We start from the raw sequence: 16,758 nt of genomic DNA, 5'->3' as shown, positions 1-16,758 counted from the left end.
GGATTGCAATGAAAGGACTCGTAAAAGGGTTAAAATACACACTGAAAAATTTGACCAAACAGAACGTGACGTATTCGTACCCGGATGAACCGATCGATATGCCAGACCGATTCCGCGGAATCCAGAAGTTTTATCCGGAGAAATGTATCGTTTGTAACCAATGTGCCAACATCTGTCCGACCGATTGCATCGAGCTGACAGGGAAGAAGCACCCTGACCCGAACAAAAAGGGGAAAATCATCGATACGTATGACATCAACTTCGAAATTTGTATCCTTTGCGACTTATGTACAGAGGTTTGCCCGACAGAGGCGATCGTCATGACGAACAATTTCGAGCTTGCGGAATATAGCCGTGATGAGCTGTTCAAAAACCTGGAATGGCTCGATGAAAACGACACGAATGTTCGAAGGGAGAATAAGGCATGAATGGTGAACTGATCTTATTCTTCATCCTCGCGCTCGTCGCGATCGGTAGCGGTGTGCTGATGCTGAACCTGACGAAGGTCGTGCACATGGTCATCGCTCTCGTGTTTACATTTTTATCAATTGCAGGATTATACATCATGCTGTCAGCGGAATTCCTCGCATTCGTGCAAATCCTGATCTACTCGGGCGCAATCACGATCATCATGCTGTTCGGAATCATGCTCACGCGGCATGACGATAAGACGGAGTCGAAAATCGGGCTCCCGAAATTGATTCTGGTGCTTACCGGAATCGGTGTCTTTTTCGCGATCATGTTCTTCCAGATCAATGACTTGAGCTTTGGAGAGCAGGCGACGGAGCTGCATGTTGATAACGCTGAGAAAATCGGTATTGAACTTTATTCAAAATACGTCATTCCATTTGAATTGACATCCGTCCTGTTGTTGGTCGCATTAGTCGGTGCGATTGTACTGGCGAAGCGGGATGATGAAAAGGAGGCGGAGGACAATGAGTAGTGTCCCTTTATCGGTTTATCTTGTCCTTGCTTTAATCCTCTTTTGCATCGGATTGTACGGGGCACTGACGAAACGAAATGCCGTTATCGTCCTGATCTCGATTGAATTGATGCTGAATGCAGTGAATATCAACCTTGTTGCGTTCGCGAAGTATGGTATCAACCCAAGTATCACGGGACAAATTTTTTCCTTGTTTACGATTACCGTCGCAGCTGCTGAAGCAGCGGTAGGACTTGCAATCCTCATTGCACTCTACCGTAACCGCAAGACCGTAAACGTAGATGAGATGGATATATTGAAACGATAAGGAGGAGGCCGAAACATGAATCCCATCATCTGGATCATACCCGCACTACCGCTTCTATCCTTCGTCCTTCTCTTATTGTTTGGTCGTAGGTTGAAAGAAGCGTCCGCACTGGTCGGCTCATTGCTGACTTTCGGTTCGCTCATCCTCTCACTCGTCATTTTCGCAGGGCAGTGGGGTGGAGAATCGGTAAAAGCAACGATGGAATGGCTTGCGATCGGCGATACGGTTCTGACCGTCGGATATCTGGTCAACCCGTTGAATGCCTTGATGCTCGTCATCGTATCGCTTGTCAGCTTTTTAGTACAAGTGTATTCGAAAGGCTATATGCACAAAGATGAAAGGTTTCCGATCTTTTTCGCCTATTTGGGCTTGTTCACATTCGCGATGCTCGGATTGGTCATATCGCCGAACTTGCTTCAGTTGTACATTTTCTGGGAGCTCGTTGGAGTCGGATCGTTCCTATTGATCGGATACTACTTTTATAAAAGAGATGCGCGTGAAGCCGCGAAGAAAGCGTTCATCATGACGCGTATCGGGGACGTCGGCTTGTTCATCGGGATGATTCTCCTGTTCTGGCAAGTCGGAAGCTTCGAGCTTGATGTCATTTTCGATGCCGTATCGGGTGGCGATATATCAGAAGGATGGATCACACTCACAGCCATTCTGATCTTTGTCGGCGCAATCGGAAAATCAGGTCAATTCCCGTTACATACATGGTTACCGGACGCGATGGAAGGTCCGACACCGGTTTCCGCATTGATTCACGCCGCTACGATGGTAGCAGCCGGGGTCTATTTGGTCGCTGCGATGTTCCCGTTGTTCGAAGCATCTGAAACGGCGATGACGACGGTTGCGGTCGTAGGTGGCTTCACCGCGATTTTCGCCGCGACGATCGGTCTTGCTCAAGCGGATATCAAGCGGGTTTTAGCCTATTCAACAGTCAGCCAGTTAGGCTACATGATGCTTGCACTCGGATCATCTGGATATGTCGCAGGAATTTTCCACCTGACGACACATGCCTTTTTCAAAGCATTGCTGTTTCTGGCAGCAGGTAGCGTCATCCACGCGGTACATACCCAAAACATCCACGAGATGGGTGGCTTATGGAAAAAGATGAAATGGACCGCTCCGCTCTTCTTGATTGGAGCGATGGCAATTTCAGGCGTGCCTCTGTTATCCGGATTTTTCAGTAAGGATGAAATCTTAGCTTCGACTTATGCAGATGGTCGTTACGGACTGTTCTGGGTCGCAGTCGTTGCAGCATTCCTGACCGCCTTTTATATGTTCCGACTGTTTTTCCTCGTCTTCACAGGCGAGTCGCGCAGCTCGGATAAGAAACTGAAGGTGCACGAATCTTCTGGCGTGATGGTGTTCCCGATGGTTGTTCTCGGTATTCTTGCGATTGTTGCCGGATATATCAATACACCAATGGCGACCGTGTTAGGAGACTACCTGGCACAAAATCAGTATTTGGACATTCATCACCATGAAACGCACTGGTGGATTCCGGTCGTCGCAACCGGCGTATCGTTGCTCGGTATTTTCATGGCATGGCTCGTCTATGCAAAGAAAAAGGTCGCTCGACTTTCAGAGTCCGCACCGGATTTCCATTACATCTTATTAAATAAATATTTTATCGATGAAACATATGATTATAGCTTTGTTAAAGGAACGAGAGGCTTCAGTTATTTATGGTACTATGTCGATCGGTTCGTCGTTGAAGGCTTAGTCCAGTTGGTTGCTTCAGTGGTCAGCTGGTTCAGTAAAATCGGCTCCAAAGTACACAACGGACAGGTTCAAATTTACGGGTCCGTTGCATTCGCCGGCATGGCGATCCTGTTGCTGATCGTCGCCTGGTTAGGGGGGTACTTGACGTAATGGATTCTATACTTCTATCAGCACTCATTTTCTCCCCGTTACTCGGTATTTTGGTTTTATTATTCGTCCCGAAAACGGATGAAGTTCTTATCAAGTGGATTGGTTTATTGGCAACCCTTTTACCATTAGTATTGGCGTTCTTCGTCTATTTCGGTTTCGACACAGCGAAAGAAACGCTTCAATTCGCTGAACAGTACAAGTGGATCGATTTCAATATTCAGGGACAGCCGAACGGGAATGATTTCACGATCAAGTATGACCTCGGCGTCAATGGATTGTCGGTTGTGTTGATGTTGTTGACGGCGATCGTTTCAACTTTGGCCGCAGCAACGTCGGTTTGGATCAAAGACCAGTGGAAAGGATACTTCATGTTATTCCTTCTCCTCGAGGTAGGAATGCTCGGCGTCTTTGCTTCTCAGAACCTATTGCTCTTCTTCATCTTTTTTGAAATTACGTTGATCCCGACGTTTTTCCTGATTGGAAAATGGGGTTATCTTGATAAGGAAAAGGCCGCTTACAGCTTTTTGATTTATAACGGATTAGGCTCAGCGATCTTGCTGATCGTCTTCATCATTCTGTACATGAAGTCAGGTACGATGAATTTTACGGGGTTATCAGCGTTCCTGAGTCAACCCCCGGAAATGCTCGAACGTTACTATTTAGGTGATAACTTCCGCATGGGACTGTTGATTGCCTTGCTTGTAGCGCTCGGTGTAAAGCTGCCGATTGTACCGCTACATTCGTGGATGCTACAAGTACACGTGCAAGCACCACCATCCATCGTGATGATCCACTCAGGCATCCTTTTGAAAATCGGTGCTTATGGACTGTATCAATTCGGACTCGGTTTCTTCCCGGGTGAATTTGAACAGATCGCATTCTGGATCGCATTGCTCGGCGTCATCAACTTGTTGTACGGCGCATTCATCGCGTTCGTTCAGATTGATTTTAAAAAGGTGCTCGCCTATTCCAGTGTGTCTCACATGGGGATAGTGTTGATCGGACTTGGGAGTTTGACTGAAGCCGGAATCCAGGGTGCGATGTTCCAAGTGATCTCTCACGGATTGATTTCCGCGCTGCTGTTCTTCCTCGTCGGGTTGATATATCAGCGCACGGGCACATCACTCATCACCCATCTCGGTGGGCTGGCGAAGATGATGCCGATTACTGCTGGATTCTTACTTGCTGGAGGATTGGCGTCACTTGGATTGCCGGGTATGTCCGGATTCGTCAGTGAATTCATGGCCTTTTTCGGATTGTTCAAGACGATGCCAGTTTTAGCCGCAATCGGAACACTCGGTATCATCCTGACAGCTGTCTATATTTTACGAGCTGTGTTGACGATCACGTTCGGTGAAACGAAAGAAGCGCTCGGCACGATTAAAGAAGGCCGTTTCGTCGAATGGCTGCCAGCGTTGATTCTCACCTTTTTCATCATCTTAATCGGTGTCTATCCGGCAGTGCTGTCTGATATGTTGCACCTTACGATTGAAGCCATGATGGCAGGTAAGGGGGCGATCACATGACATTAGAAAAATTACTCAGCTACGACTGGGGCATCATGGCTCCGGAATTTACGATTTTGATCGTCGCGACTCTGTTATCGTTGATCGATTTGTTCATGCCGGCCAAGGCTAGCCGCAAACCGCTCGCACTTCTCGGATTGCTTGGTGTCGTGGTGGCGATCGTTTTCGCCGTTTTTCAGATTGGCGAGCCGACAACGTCCATTCTTTTTGACACGTATCGCTTTGATTCATTTGCACTTGCTTTCAAACTGCTGTTCCTTGTTGCGACCGGACTGATCCTAGTACTCGCGATGGATTATGAAGGTGAGCACAACTGGCAGTACCGGGGGGAATTCTTCTACCTCTTATTGACCGCGCTACTCGGTGCGATGATGATGGCGTCCAGTGCCGACTTGATTACCTTGTTTGTAGGGCTCGAGCTACTATCGATTTCCTCTTACATTCTAGCTGGAATAAGGAAGAAGAACTTGCAGTCGAATGAAGCAGCCTTCAAATACGTTGTGAACGGCGGGATTGCCACTGCAATTACATTGTTCGGGATGAGTTATGTATACGGCTTGACCGGTACGACGAATCTATACGGGATAGCAGAAGGATTGACCAGCCCAATCGTTGAGCAGAATAAGTTCTTATTGCTTATGGCGTTCGTCATGCTGCTCGTCGGTCTTTCTTTTAAAATCGCAGCCGCACCGTTCCATATGTGGGCACCGGATGTATATCAAGGTTCACCGACGCCAGTAACGACATTCCTGAGTGTCGTTTCGAAAACGGCTGGCTTTGCGCTCATTTTGAAAATATTCTTGATCAGTTTCTTGTCGGTGCAAGGCTGGCACAATACGGTCGTCCTGGATCTACAGCCTTATATCGCATTTGTAGCGGGCGTGACGATGATCGTTGGAAACGTCATCGCGTTAAGGCAACGGAACATTAAGCGCATGCTCGCTTATTCAAGTATCGCGCACGCAGGTTACGTGCTTGTACCTTTCGTCTCTTTGTCTCTGTTGGTCTTTAAAGCGACTTGGTTCTATCTACTCGCTTACCTATTGATGAACATTGGGGCTTTCGCTGTCATCCAATTTGTGACGGAAAGGGAGAAGTCAGAAGACATGACCGCTTTTTCAGGGTTATATGCACGCTCACCATTTGTAGCTGTGATGATGTCCGTGTTCATCATTTCCTTAGCGGGCTTACCATTTACGGCTGGGTTCATTGGGAAGTTCGGAATCTTCATGAGCGCGCTCGGAACGGGCCACTACGTCCTCGCGTCGGTCATGATTGCGACGACCGTTGTCTCGTACGTGTACTATTTCAACGTGCTTGTGCACATGTATTTCCGAAAAGGAATACTGGAGCGGATTCGCCCTTCAGTCGGCATGCTCATAGTCATGATTGTATGTGCGGTTGGAACGATCGCGTTCGGCGTTTATCCAGCTGCTGCGCTTGAATTTTTCCATAACGGATTCGACATGAGTCAGTTGTTCGTAAAATAAATCGACAGAAGAATGCACTCCAGTAGAATGGGGTGCATTTTTTGTTCGAAATTCACCCTGTCGCTTATGTTACACTCATCAAACGACATCATTTTCGAGGAAATCGTCATATATTGCGTGGGAAATAACAACTATGTAGGACAAAAGGTGTAATTTGTAAAAAGATGCAATATACTGAAGGAAACATAAAGATCTTGTCGAAAAATATAGAGAACCTGAAATGGAGGTCCCTAAATGGAGCCTTTTGGACAACAGTCTTTGTTAAATATCATCGTCAACCTGGTTTTTCTAGCTGTATCATGGTGGGCGATTCAAGGACTTCACATTGAAAAGTTTATAAAGAGTGGAAAAGTGGTACAAGCAAGATTGTTGATGATCTTGCTCACGATTGCACTTGCGTCATTGGTCAGCACATTTTTCATGAATTATTTATCTTGGTCATTGCAACTTCAATACTTGTTTTAACGTCTAATGGAATAAAGGCTTTTGCAAGCAACTTTTTACGAACAAGAGGATCTGTACATAATATGTCGGTTCTTGACTACATCTTCCATGTATGAGTCTCCATCTAAGGGCAAAAATGGTAGTAGAGACGTTGTACAAAAATTCAGCCCTTTTTGTACTCATATCGAACGGGAGAGGTAGTGGGGAAGATGAACCGGAAGCTTACTGTGTTATGGATGACATTGGCGATTTTGCTTGCATGCTTTTCAGGTGCTGAAGCGAAGCAATCCGATTGGACGGATCGAGAGCTTCAGGACATCACACGTGTCATGGCAGAATCTGGGGTATCCATCCAGAACTGGTCATTATATGGTAAAAATGACTTGGGTTTTATATCTGATTTTGTCGGGTATGTATTGTTAGTAGAAAGCCTGCAGGCAAAAACACCAGAGTTTCGGTGGGATGAGGTTGACGAAACAAATGAGCATTGGAAGGTATCCGGATATACCAATAACTCATTTGGATTAACTGAAAAGGTTACCCTGTTTGCTTACCCCCACAAAGGACAGTACATGACGTACATTATCTATGAAGTTATGGGGACAGCATGGGACCCAGAGGAGTGGGACGCTTATAGGCCTATCTATAGGGAGAAAGTCCAATTGCTGATCGGAAAGAATCCTACAATTTATACTTGTGTCAAAGGTGAGAAGAGTGCTACAATGGGTATTGTTTTGCAAAAATTGGCGAAACAACTCGTTCAGTCATTTGACGCAACGATCATCGAATCAATAAACGAAGAGACATTTCTGTCCTTATCAGCATATACTGACGAATGGAAGCAATCCATAGCAACGAAACAACAAGAGATGAACTTACAAATTGGACTTCGAAATAACGGAATAGGCGGAAAGACAACCATTACTATTGGAACACCGATCATAACGACTGAATATTAATATTTATATAAATTGGACGCGGAGGGGAATATCTTGGAAAAAATCATCGTCCGTGGTGGTAGGCGGTTAGAAGGCTCCGTTAAAGTAGAAGGAGCAAAAAATGCCGTACTGCCTGTCATCGCAGCATCTATCTTAGCAAGTAAAGGAACAAGTACAATTTCGGAAGTACCGGCACTTGCCGATGTATATACGATTCAAGAAGTTTTACGTCATTTGAACATTGATGCGGAGTATGGGAACAACCAGATCAAGGTTGACGCATCTAAGACTTTGAAGACGGAAGCACCTTTTGAGTATGTACGTAAAATGAGAGCATCATTCTTAGTCATGGGACCATTGCTTGCTCGAGTCGGAATTGCAAGAATCGCATTGCCAGGCGGCTGTGCAATCGGCTCTCGACCGATCGACCAGCATCTGAAAGGTTTCGAAGCGATGGGTGCCGAAGTGAAGATCGGAAACGGCTTTATCGAAGCGAAAAAAGAAGGACGCTTACAAGGAGCGAAGATCTATTTAGACTTCCCAAGTGTAGGTGCCACTGAAAATATCATGATGGCCGCTGCATTGGCAGAAGGCACAAGTATCATTGAAAACGTCGCGAAAGAACCTGAAATTGTTTGCTTAGCGAACTATTTGAACGCAATGGGAGCAAAAGTTTACGGTGCTGGAACTGGCACACTTCGAGTCGAAGGTGTCGAGGAAATGCACGGAGCGGATCACACTGTCATCGCAGACCGTATTGAAGCAGGAACTTTCATGGTCGCTGCTGCTATTACGGGTGGAGACGTGACGATCACGAACGCTCAACAGGAACACTTGACTCCGTTGGTAGCAAAGCTTGAAGAAATGGGTGTATCTGTTACAGAAACACCTGCAGGCGTACGTATCGTCGGACCTGAAACTTTGAAGCCGGTCGACATCAAGACAATGCCTCACCCTGGATTCCCGACGGATCTCCAGTCTCAGATGATGGCTCTATTGCTTGCTGCGAAAGGCACAAGTGTTATTACTGAAACGGTATTTGAAAACCGCTTCATGCACGTGGAAGAATTCCGCCGCATGAATGGTGATATCAAAATCGAAGGACGCTCAGCAGTCGTGAATGGACCTGCAAAACTGCAAGGTGCAGAAGTTGCTGCGACAGACCTACGAGCAGGAGCTGCATTAATCCTTGCTGGATTGATTGCAGATGGATATACACGAGTGACTGAATTACAGCACTTGGACCGCGGATATGTCGATTTCTCTGGAAAATTAGCCGGACTCGGTGCAGACATTGAACGTGTGAAAGAAGAAACAGAAGAAATTGTGGCTGAACAACAAGAACAAACACTTAACGCAAAGCCAAACATGGCATAATACATGGATTATTAAGAAAAGCCATTCTCCAACTATGGAGGATGGCTTTTTTGCATTAAAGTAGAGAAGAAGTTCGATGAAGTGGTGCCAGGTACCGATTTAGAAGCCAGTTGTACCAGGGGTTTCTGATCGGTACCTGGCACTTGTTGAGGAGTGAGTGGTATCAAGGGTTCCTGATCGGTACCTGGTACAGACTCGGTATTCCAACTGCGTTTGGTTTATATTTTCTGATTTTGGATTATAAATCCCTGAAACGGGTCTATAATTTCTGAATTTGGATTATAATTTTCAAATCAGGCTTATATTTCTTCAAATTGGGTCTATAATCCCGAATCCTTCAATCTATGAAATGAAAAGGCGGCCAAAAGTCGTCTTTTTCCATTAACTATGACTTACGAGGGATTCTTTTTTACATCATCATGTCTTCTAATTAAGTTTACCATTGAATAGTATGGGACATGCTGTTTTTGAACACTGACGGGGGTCGAATCGTGGGTGGCAACGGTTCTAAATGGTTGTCCAAGCCCATAAGCTATACTATAACCCGTCAAATTTGGAGGATTGCCTATGAAGCCTATTCCTAACAAAATGCCATTCTACCTTCTCATCATTGGACTTCTTGCACTCATCATTTTACTGCCAGCCATGATTGTCATGCCATTCGGAAATGAGACGAAGCAGATGAACCAGCCTGTGCAATCAGACCGAGTAACGACAGATGAACCGATTGTCTTGAATTCTGATGTCGACGTTTCGGTTTATAAGACGGCTGCCAAAACCATTGAGACCCTACCACTTGAAGAGTATGTAAAAGGAGTCGTCGCAGCAGAGATGCCAGCTGATTTTGAAATGGAAGCATTGAAAGCCCAGGCATTGACGGCAAGAACGTACATCATCAAGATGCTTTTGAACCCGACCGATATGAACTTACCGGAAGGGGCCGACATCACTGACGCCATCATTCATCAAGTTTATAAAAACGATGCAGATCTTCAAAACATATGGGGCAAGGATTACGATTGGAAAATCAAAAAGATCACACAAGCCGTAAAAGAGACTGAAGGTAAAATCATCACCTACGATGGAAAACCGATTGAAGCGCTGTTTTTCTCAACAAGCAACGGTCAAACGCAAAACTCGGAAGATTACTGGTCAAGCGCTTTCCCGTATTTGAGAAGTGTGGATAGTCCTTGGGATAAAGATTCACCGAAGTATTTCTTCCAACAAGCATTTTCCGTTGGAGAAGTGGAATCCAAATTAAATGTAAAACTTTCTGGAGATGGTCAGATTGGGAAAATCGTCAAACGAACTTCAGGGAATTATATTGATGTAATTGATATTAACGGAAAGAAACTGAGTGGGAAGGATATCCGAGTCAGTCTGAACTTGAAATCCTCTGACTTTACGATTTTGAAAAAGAAGGATCAAGTCATCGTTCAAACCCGTGGGTACGGTCATGGCGTTGGAATGAGCCAATACGGTGCCAACGGAATGGCGCAAGAAGGTAAGGACTACGCAAAGATTGTTCAACACTACTACAACGGAGTCGAAATCACCGACACGAAAGCCTACACAACGAAGCTGACCGCCCAAAAATAAAAATGAAGTGCCAGGTACCGATTGGGAAGCCTTACAGGGCAACAACCACATATTGGTACCTGGCACTGTTTATTTCATCAATGATACCAACGCTTCTCAAAACGTACCAGGTACAGAATAGAAGGTAGCCACCGCTGAAACTTCAGCGGTGGTTTTTATTGTTCTTAAAGCATGGTTCATTTAGAGCGCAAACCATGCGCCACACCAGGCAACCCGTTACTTTCCCCTGTTTGTCGAAAATTTATTCAGGAAAAAATATCCGGAATGTATATATTTTGAAAAATGTGCCAACAATGTTGCTGAGGTGATAACCATGAGAGAAGAAGAAAAACAAAAATCAGTCAATCCTCTTAAAGGTAAGTGGTACAAAAAGAAGCGTTGGGTTTATCCGGCAGTATATCTTGGGTTCGCAGCAGTGATTCTAGCATCTGTCCTTTGGTATCAGAACACGATTGGGGAAAATCTTAAAGAAAAAGCTAACCCGATCGGGTATGAAGATCAAGATTCAGTACCAGTAATGTCAGATGCAGAGGTATTTAAATCTCCAGTCGATGACAAAGCTGTCGAAGTACAAAAGAAGTTCTATGACAGCGCAGCATCAGAAGCAGAACAAGAAGCAGCTCTCGTATTCTATAATAATACCTACTTCCAGAATAAAGGAATCAACTATGCTACTGAGAGCGGCGAACCATTTGAAGTACAAGCAAGTTTAAGTGGTAAAGTCGTAAAAGCAACTCAAGAACCTCTACTTGGATACGTTGTTCACATCGAACACGACAATGGAGTCATGACACACTACTCTAGCCTTGCAGACCTTCAAGTTGAAGAAGGCGACACTGTTAAACAAGGAACTGTTCTAGGAACAGCGGGAATGAACCTTCTTGATAAAGAAGCGAAAGTGCACGTACACTTTGAAGTACGTAAGGATGGCGTAGCCGTCAATCCGGACGCATACTTCAACAAATCCGTCACTGACATTCCTGATCAAAAACAGGACGTCAACAAAACAAACACGGAAGCTGAGGAAAACGCTGATGTAGACCCAGCTGACGAAAATGCGAACGAAACCCAAACCGACGACGCTTCACCACAGGAAAACTCAACTGAGGATGAAGACCAATCAGACGCATAAAACCAAAACTGCGTCAAAACTAAACCAACGATCAAAAGCTCTGGACAAAGTCCAGGGCTTTTCTTTTTGTCTTGCAGTGCCAGGTACCAAAAGTGAACCCGCTTGTATCAAGGAATTTCTTTTGGTACCTGGCACTCTTCTTAAATCCAGCCATACCAACGGTTTAAAATCGGTGCCTGGTACGAGAAGAAAAGTCCCCTTCCATTCCTCCTCCAAAAAATGGTTAATTACCTATTGACTTAGAAATATGTACCAGTGTATTATTTAACTAGTACACTAATACTTCGGTACATTAGGAGGTAACAATTACATGAATGCTTGGTTAAGTTTGACGAAGAAGGAATTGCGTTTAGGGTTTACTGCGTTTCTGGTACCGGTAATCGCATTTATTGTCGTCGCTTCAATTGCTACATTCTTTGGCTATCGTGGAGGTTACACGTGGGAAGTTCTGGCGAGCGTTTCGTTTGGCGCGACTGGAGCGCAAATCGCTTACCTGACTTATTATTTATTGTGGAGTCTCCAATCTGAACGAAAAAAACTGCACCTGTGGCTTCACAATCCACTGCCAGCTTACGCATTGCTTTTAGCAAAAATCGTAGCCGGGCTGATTTCCATGGCAGTAACCACAATCTTCACACTGAGTGTGTTCTTCACTGCAGCAAACCTTTCAGAAAACTTTTCAAAAGGAATTCCATGGTCGGTCATTTACGACAACGCTTGGATTATCGGATTGCATTTCTTTGTGTTCGCACTCGATTTAGCAATTTGGTTCATGTTCTATTGGATGATTTATCTATTATTCACACGCTACATTTCCCCATTCTTAAGTTCGGTGCTCATCATCATCGTCGCCATCGTCACATCCAGTCTTTATGGGTGGTTTACAGACTCGTGGCTCTATCAAAAGCTGACGATGTGGGGAAAAATCAATGTATCTGAATTAATAAAGTTTCCAGAGTTCAAAACTGACATCGGTCCAGATGGCGGCGAATTTACGAGCGAAATGAGTAACATGAGCGCTTATGCTGGTGAATACGTATTTGGAATTGCGATTGCTCTGATCTTGTTCTCCATCACTGCTTGGATGCTGGACCGAAAAGTTGAGGTGTAAACGATGACAGACATTTTTCAATCCACTCAACCGATCTACAGTCAATTGGCGGATCGGATCAACCGGCAAATTTTACGAGGAGAATTGAAACCTGGAGACAAACTCCCTTCGGTTCGGGATTTGGCGCTGCAGGTCAACGTGAATCCAAATACAGTCCAACGAACATATCGAGAGCTGGAGGGGATGGAAATCGTGGAATCGAAGCGAGGTCAAGGAACGTTTGTAACAGAGAACCAAGACATCCTGAACACGATGAGAGAAAGACTCAAGCAAGATGAAATCTCTCAGTTTGTAAAAGGAATGCATGAGATGGGATACACGGATGAAGAGATTGAAGCGGGACTGCAACATTTTCTCCATGATCAGAAAGGAGACCAGACATAATGATTCAACTGAACAATGTAACGAAAAAATATTTATCTAAAGTCGCATTGCAAGATGTGAACCTTGAACTGGAAAAAGGGAAGATCATCGGACTGATCGGTGAAAATGGAAGCGGAAAATCGACAACGATGAAATTGATCGCAGGTCTGACGCAACCTTCCAAAGGCTCCGTAACTGTGAATGGAGTAGTAGCGACGAGACGTATCGCGAGCCAGGTCTCTTACTTGTCGGAACTCGATGAATATTATGGTTTCTACAATGTCGGGCAAACGATTGATTTCTTCGCTTCACAGTTTGAAGACTTCAATATGGAAAAAGCGGAAGAGGTCCGAACATTCATGAAGCTCGACCGCAATGCGAAGCTGAAGCACTTGTCCAAAGGAAACCGTGGACGACTGAAAATTGTATTGACCCTAGCCCGTGAAGTACCAGTGATCTTAATGGATGAACCGTTATCCGGCCTCGATCCAATGGTCCGAGACTCGATTGTAAAAGGACTAATCTCATTTATCGATTTGGAAAAACAGCTTGTACTGATTACAACACACGAAATTCGAGAACTTGAAATGGTGCTCGACGAAGTCATTGCCATAAAAGATGGAGACATCATCGGCCACCACAACGTCGAACAGCTCCGCATCGACAACGGACTCAGCATCGTCGAATGGATGACCAAAGTATACGAATAAAAACTAGTGCCAGGTACAGAAAATGAACCCAGTAGTATCAAGGGATTTCAATCGGTACCTGGCACTGTTTATGATTCTAGTAATACCAAGGGTTTTACATCAGTACCTGGTACAAAGTTCTATGAATGTGTCAGGCTCTGAAAAAAGGGGTATGGGGTGGGTGTCGAGAATTATGTGGGTAATGAAAAGGAGGGAGAGTTGTCGTTATGTACACAGGTAAGATTCCAAAGGATTTAGTAGCGACCTTTTCGATCGTTGGTTATGACCCGGAAACAGAGGAACTTGGTATTGCTGTTCAATCGAAGTTCATTGGTGTCGGTTCTGTTGTACCGTGGGCGAAGGCTGGTGTTGGAGCGGTTGCGACACAGTCGTTTGCGAACACTTCTTACGGATCTAAAGGACTCGAACACATGGCATCTGGAAAATCGGCTGAAGAGGCCATTCAGCTCTTAACGGAAAAAGATGAGGAACGGGAGCTTCGTCAAGTCGGGATCGTTGATGCAAAAGGAAATGCAGCGACCTTCACCGGAACGAAGTGCTACGATTGGGCAGGCGGAAGAACAGGCGCGAACTACGCCGCGCAAGGAAACATCCTCGTCAACCAGGAAACGGTCGAGCAAATGGGGAAGACGTTCGAAACAACGGAAGGAACCTTAGCAGAGCGGCTACTCAAAGCGCTCAACGCTGGTCAACATGCCGGTGGCGACAGTCGTGGAAAGCAATCGGCAGCTCTTTTAGTCGTAAAAGAAAAGGGCGGATACGGTGGATACAACGACCGTGCCATCGACCTCCGAGTAGATGACCACCCTGAACCGATCTCAGAATTGATTCGGCTCCATGAGCTTCACCAGCTTTATTTTTCACGTTCAAAAGAAGAAAAGATCACGAAAATCGAAGGTAACGTTTACCGAAATCTTACGTTCGAGCTGGAGCGGCTCGGTTTCCTTGAACGAAGCGACGAGCATAATGAGGATGCGGTTTTCGACGCTCTCCGCGTCTACATCCACCAGGAGAACTTCGAAGAACGCGAACAAAAACGAGGCTATATCGATTTAGAAATACTCGAATACCTACAAAGAGGACACGAAAAAAGCGTGAGGGTGTGAGCCCTTACGCTTTATCTTTTACTCAACCAATGCATTTTCCTCCAGCGCATGTACGCTGACTTTCACTTCGAGTTTTTGAACACCACCATGGTAAACGCCTTTCAACGGTACGATATCGGAATAATCCCGACCCACGGCGATTCGGATATGCTGATCTTTTGCCAGCACATTGTTCGTCGGATCGAATCCGACCCATCCCGCTGTCGGAAGCTTTACCTCGACCCACGCGTGAGTTGCGGCATCTCCACGCATGGCGGAATTTTCACCGATATACAGATAACCACTTACATAACGTGCTGGAATCCCGCGGTATCGGCACAGCGCCAACATGAGATGCGTATAGTCCTGACAGACCCCGACTTTCTCTTCTAAAGCCTCAGCGGCTGTCGTATTCACTGTCGTGCGGCCCGGCTCATACGTGAAAGTATCGTAAATGTACTTATTCACCATTTTTACATAATCGAACGGATTCGCCGCCTCATTCCATAACGGAGCGGTCACTTCTTCACAAATCTCAGCGGGAAGCGTCGTATAATTCGTCGTCATCAGAAATTCCGCATATTGCTGGCGGAACCCTGGAGAAAACAGCGCATCGTTCATCTGAGAACTGAACGTGTACGCCTCCTTGAACGCATACGGATCGATCATCACTTCAGACGTCGTCACGAGGAGAAGCTCATCATGGTCTTCCCAAGCATAGAATGTCTCGACATGATTGCCCCAATAGTCATAATGGACGTAAGAAGGGACATCAGGCGTAATTTCCTTTATAAAAGAGATGCATTCCTGCTTCAAGTCATCAATCGGCTTCAATCGGAACTGATTGATGCTCTGGCTCACTGGGTGCTCATATGTGTAGTGCGTATGCTGGGTGACCCGATATTTCATACACCGACTTCTCCTAAGTAGTAGGTTTTGTTAATCAAGCGCCCAAGCTGGAAGCAGTTGGACTGAAACTCTTGTAAAAACTCATGAATATCTTCGGTGATGACGTCAACGACCGAACGCGACTTGAAGTTGTGCCTCATTTTCGCGATCAGCTCATGCAAGTCTTCCGAGTAGTGCTCGATTTTCCCGTTCTCAAGCTCTTGGAAAACCTGGTACACTTGCTCGACGCAATACTTGATCGAGCGCGGGAAGGCATCGTCGAACAGAAGGAATTCGATGACACGCTCACCAGTAATGAACGGATGGTGTTTTTTCAAGTAAGCTTCGTGCCCACTCACTGATTGCAACACAGCGAACCAGTGACGGTACAACGACGGATCGTTATGCTCAACATTTTCAGATCGGTAATAGAAGATGTTCAAAATACGAGACGTTTTCTCCGCGCGCTCGATGAACTTCGCCATTTTGATAAAAAGATAAGCTTCATCGAATGAGAGCGTCGCCTCGACCATCCCCTGAAACAAGGCGGAGTTGCGGATGATCATCTGATAAAAATCATCGATCGTTTCTGCCGACCAGTTCTCATACTTGTATTGTTTTACCTCCCAATAGAAGGCGTTGATCATTTCCCAAAGCTCCTGCGGGATGATTTCACGAATCGCACGTGCATCCTCACGGGCTAATTTTACACAGTTCAAGATTGAGTTCGGGTTATCATTCGAAAACGACATGAAGTCCATGACCGACTTCGCGTCATAACGGTCATAGCGCACCTCGAAATCATCGTTCGCTCCGATAATCGAAATGAGCTCGTCCCAATGGTTTTCCTTATGTTCAATACTTCCGATCAGACGCACAGAGATCAAGCGGGCCGTATTCTCTGCACGCTCGATATTCCGTGACATCCAATACAATGAATTCGATACTCTACTTAGCATGTATGCTT

The 16,758-nt window shown here is 45.5% G+C and carries 17 protein-coding genes; 15 read left to right on the top strand and 2 right to left on the bottom strand.

What is annotated here, in order from left to right:
- The first annotated feature begins 8 nt into the window (after nucleotides 1–8).
- From nuoI to ACSVDE_RS15025, 15 genes are all read left to right on the top strand, one after another.
- Nucleotides 9–428 carry an NADH-quinone oxidoreductase subunit NuoI gene (gene nuoI, locus ACSVDE_RS15095; RefSeq protein ID WP_226547454.1) on the top strand — a complete coding sequence of 140 codons (420 nt, stop codon included), beginning with the start codon at nucleotides 9–11 and terminating at the stop codon, nucleotides 426–428.
- Entirely contained in the window at nucleotides 425–943 is a 519-nt protein-coding gene (locus ACSVDE_RS15090) for an NADH-quinone oxidoreductase subunit J (RefSeq protein WP_226547453.1), read from the top strand. The genes nuoI and ACSVDE_RS15090 overlap by 4 nt, the downstream gene beginning before the upstream one ends.
- Nucleotides 936–1,250 carry an NADH-quinone oxidoreductase subunit NuoK gene (nuoK, locus tag ACSVDE_RS15085; protein WP_439301688.1) on the top strand — a complete coding sequence of 105 codons (315 nt, stop codon included), beginning with the start codon at nucleotides 936–938 and terminating at the stop codon, nucleotides 1,248–1,250. Before ACSVDE_RS15090 ends, nuoK begins: the two co-directional genes overlap by 8 nt.
- 15 nt (nucleotides 1,251–1,265) lie before the next feature.
- The gene (nuoL, locus tag ACSVDE_RS15080; RefSeq protein WP_439301687.1) at nucleotides 1,266–3,128 is read left to right on the top strand and encodes an NADH-quinone oxidoreductase subunit L; all 1,863 of its coding nucleotides are present in this window, start codon (nucleotides 1,266–1,268) and stop codon (nucleotides 3,126–3,128) included.
- Nucleotides 3,128–4,654 (top strand): complex I subunit 4 family protein, encoded by a 1,527-nt coding sequence (locus ACSVDE_RS15075; RefSeq protein WP_439301686.1) that lies wholly within the window; start codon nucleotides 3,128–3,130, stop codon nucleotides 4,652–4,654. Before nuoL ends, ACSVDE_RS15075 begins: the two co-directional genes overlap by 1 nt.
- Nucleotides 4,651–6,144 carry an NADH-quinone oxidoreductase subunit NuoN gene (gene nuoN, locus ACSVDE_RS15070; protein WP_439301685.1) on the top strand — a complete coding sequence of 498 codons (1,494 nt, stop codon included), beginning with the start codon at nucleotides 4,651–4,653 and terminating at the stop codon, nucleotides 6,142–6,144. The genes ACSVDE_RS15075 and nuoN overlap by 4 nt, the downstream gene beginning before the upstream one ends.
- Nucleotides 6,145–6,378: 234 nt before the next feature.
- Nucleotides 6,379–6,609 carry a DUF1146 family protein gene (locus ACSVDE_RS15065; protein ID WP_439301684.1) on the top strand — a complete coding sequence of 77 codons (231 nt, stop codon included), beginning with the start codon at nucleotides 6,379–6,381 and terminating at the stop codon, nucleotides 6,607–6,609.
- 188 nt (nucleotides 6,610–6,797) lie between these two features.
- Nucleotides 6,798–7,547, top strand: a complete 750-nt coding sequence (locus tag ACSVDE_RS15060) for a YwmB family TATA-box binding protein (RefSeq protein ID WP_439301683.1) — start codon at nucleotides 6,798–6,800, stop codon at nucleotides 7,545–7,547.
- 33 nt (nucleotides 7,548–7,580) lie between these two features.
- Nucleotides 7,581–8,903: a UDP-N-acetylglucosamine 1-carboxyvinyltransferase gene (murA, locus tag ACSVDE_RS15055; protein WP_439301682.1), complete on the top strand. Its 1,323-nt coding sequence runs from the start codon at nucleotides 7,581–7,583 to the stop codon at nucleotides 8,901–8,903.
- 567 nt (nucleotides 8,904–9,470) lie between these two features.
- Complete coding sequence (gene spoIID, locus ACSVDE_RS15050; protein ID WP_439301681.1) at nucleotides 9,471–10,502, top strand: stage II sporulation protein D; 1,032 nt, start codon at nucleotides 9,471–9,473, stop codon at nucleotides 10,500–10,502.
- Between the two features lie 313 nt (nucleotides 10,503–10,815).
- Nucleotides 10,816–11,634, top strand: coding sequence for a peptidoglycan DD-metalloendopeptidase family protein (locus tag ACSVDE_RS15045; RefSeq protein WP_439301680.1), 819 nt, complete (start codon nucleotides 10,816–10,818; stop codon nucleotides 11,632–11,634).
- Between the two features lie 310 nt (nucleotides 11,635–11,944).
- A complete protein-coding gene (locus ACSVDE_RS15040; RefSeq protein WP_439301679.1) occupies nucleotides 11,945–12,745 on the top strand; it encodes a hypothetical protein in 801 nt (266 codons plus the stop codon).
- Nucleotides 12,746–12,748: 3 nt separating this feature from the next.
- Complete coding sequence (locus ACSVDE_RS15035; protein WP_439301678.1) at nucleotides 12,749–13,129, top strand: GntR family transcriptional regulator; 381 nt, start codon at nucleotides 12,749–12,751, stop codon at nucleotides 13,127–13,129.
- The gene (locus ACSVDE_RS15030; RefSeq protein ID WP_439301677.1) at nucleotides 13,129–13,818 is read left to right on the top strand and encodes an ABC transporter ATP-binding protein; all 690 of its coding nucleotides are present in this window, start codon (nucleotides 13,129–13,131) and stop codon (nucleotides 13,816–13,818) included. Before ACSVDE_RS15035 ends, ACSVDE_RS15030 begins: the two co-directional genes overlap by 1 nt.
- Before the next feature lie 206 nt (nucleotides 13,819–14,024).
- A complete protein-coding gene (locus tag ACSVDE_RS15025) occupies nucleotides 14,025–14,924 on the top strand; it encodes a DUF1028 domain-containing protein (RefSeq protein WP_439301676.1) in 900 nt (299 codons plus the stop codon).
- Between the two features lie 18 nt (nucleotides 14,925–14,942).
- Here ACSVDE_RS15025 and ACSVDE_RS15020 read toward each other — a convergent pair whose 3' ends face one another.
- Nucleotides 14,943–15,812, bottom strand: coding sequence for a transglutaminase family protein (locus tag ACSVDE_RS15020; protein WP_439301675.1), 870 nt, complete (start codon nucleotides 15,810–15,812; stop codon nucleotides 14,943–14,945).
- Entirely contained in the window at nucleotides 15,809–16,750 is a 942-nt protein-coding gene (locus ACSVDE_RS15015) for an alpha-E domain-containing protein (RefSeq protein ID WP_439301674.1), read from the bottom strand. The genes ACSVDE_RS15020 and ACSVDE_RS15015 overlap by 4 nt, the downstream gene beginning before the upstream one ends.
- Nucleotides 16,751–16,758 lie beyond the last annotated feature (8 nt).

The sequence above is a fragment of the Pseudalkalibacillus sp. Hm43 genome (assembly GCF_051842935.1).
Taxonomy (GTDB): Bacteria; Bacillota; Bacilli; order Bacillales; family Fictibacillaceae; genus Pseudalkalibacillus.
The sequence above is the reverse complement of the archived record's forward strand: the minus strand, read 5'-3'. Positions and strand labels throughout refer to the sequence as shown.

Bases quoted from the DNA above. Each gene is read 5' to 3' on its own strand.
- ACSVDE_RS15065 (WP_439301684.1), top strand. From the start codon at position 6,379: ATGGAGCCTTTTGGACAACAGTCTTTGTTAAATATCATCGTCAACCTG.
- nuoK (WP_439301688.1), top strand. From the start codon at position 936: ATGAGTAGTGTCCCTTTATCGGTTTATCTTGTCCTTGCTTTAATCCTC.
- ACSVDE_RS15090 (WP_226547453.1), top strand. From the start codon at position 425: ATGAATGGTGAACTGATCTTATTCTTCATCCTCGCGCTCGTCGCGATC.
- ACSVDE_RS15025 (WP_439301676.1), top strand. From the start codon at position 14,025: ATGTACACAGGTAAGATTCCAAAGGATTTAGTAGCGACCTTTTCGATC.
- ACSVDE_RS15030 (WP_439301677.1), top strand. From the start codon at position 13,129: ATGATTCAACTGAACAATGTAACGAAAAAATATTTATCTAAAGTCGCA.
- ACSVDE_RS15075 (WP_439301686.1), top strand. From the start codon at position 3,128: ATGGATTCTATACTTCTATCAGCACTCATTTTCTCCCCGTTACTCGGT.
- nuoL (WP_439301687.1), top strand. From the start codon at position 1,266: ATGAATCCCATCATCTGGATCATACCCGCACTACCGCTTCTATCCTTC.
- nuoN (WP_439301685.1), top strand. From the start codon at position 4,651: ATGACATTAGAAAAATTACTCAGCTACGACTGGGGCATCATGGCTCCG.
- ACSVDE_RS15035 (WP_439301678.1), top strand. From the start codon at position 12,749: ATGACAGACATTTTTCAATCCACTCAACCGATCTACAGTCAATTGGCG.
- ACSVDE_RS15045 (WP_439301680.1), top strand. From the start codon at position 10,816: ATGAGAGAAGAAGAAAAACAAAAATCAGTCAATCCTCTTAAAGGTAAG.
- ACSVDE_RS15040 (WP_439301679.1), top strand. From the start codon at position 11,945: ATGAATGCTTGGTTAAGTTTGACGAAGAAGGAATTGCGTTTAGGGTTT.
- nuoI (WP_226547454.1), top strand. From the start codon at position 9: ATGAAAGGACTCGTAAAAGGGTTAAAATACACACTGAAAAATTTGACC.
- ACSVDE_RS15015 (WP_439301674.1), bottom strand. From the start codon at position 16,750: ATGCTAAGTAGAGTATCGAATTCATTGTATTGGATGTCACGGAATATC.
- spoIID (WP_439301681.1), top strand. From the start codon at position 9,471: ATGAAGCCTATTCCTAACAAAATGCCATTCTACCTTCTCATCATTGGA.
- ACSVDE_RS15060 (WP_439301683.1), top strand. From the start codon at position 6,798: ATGAACCGGAAGCTTACTGTGTTATGGATGACATTGGCGATTTTGCTT.
- ACSVDE_RS15020 (WP_439301675.1), bottom strand. From the start codon at position 15,812: ATGAAATATCGGGTCACCCAGCATACGCACTACACATATGAGCACCCA.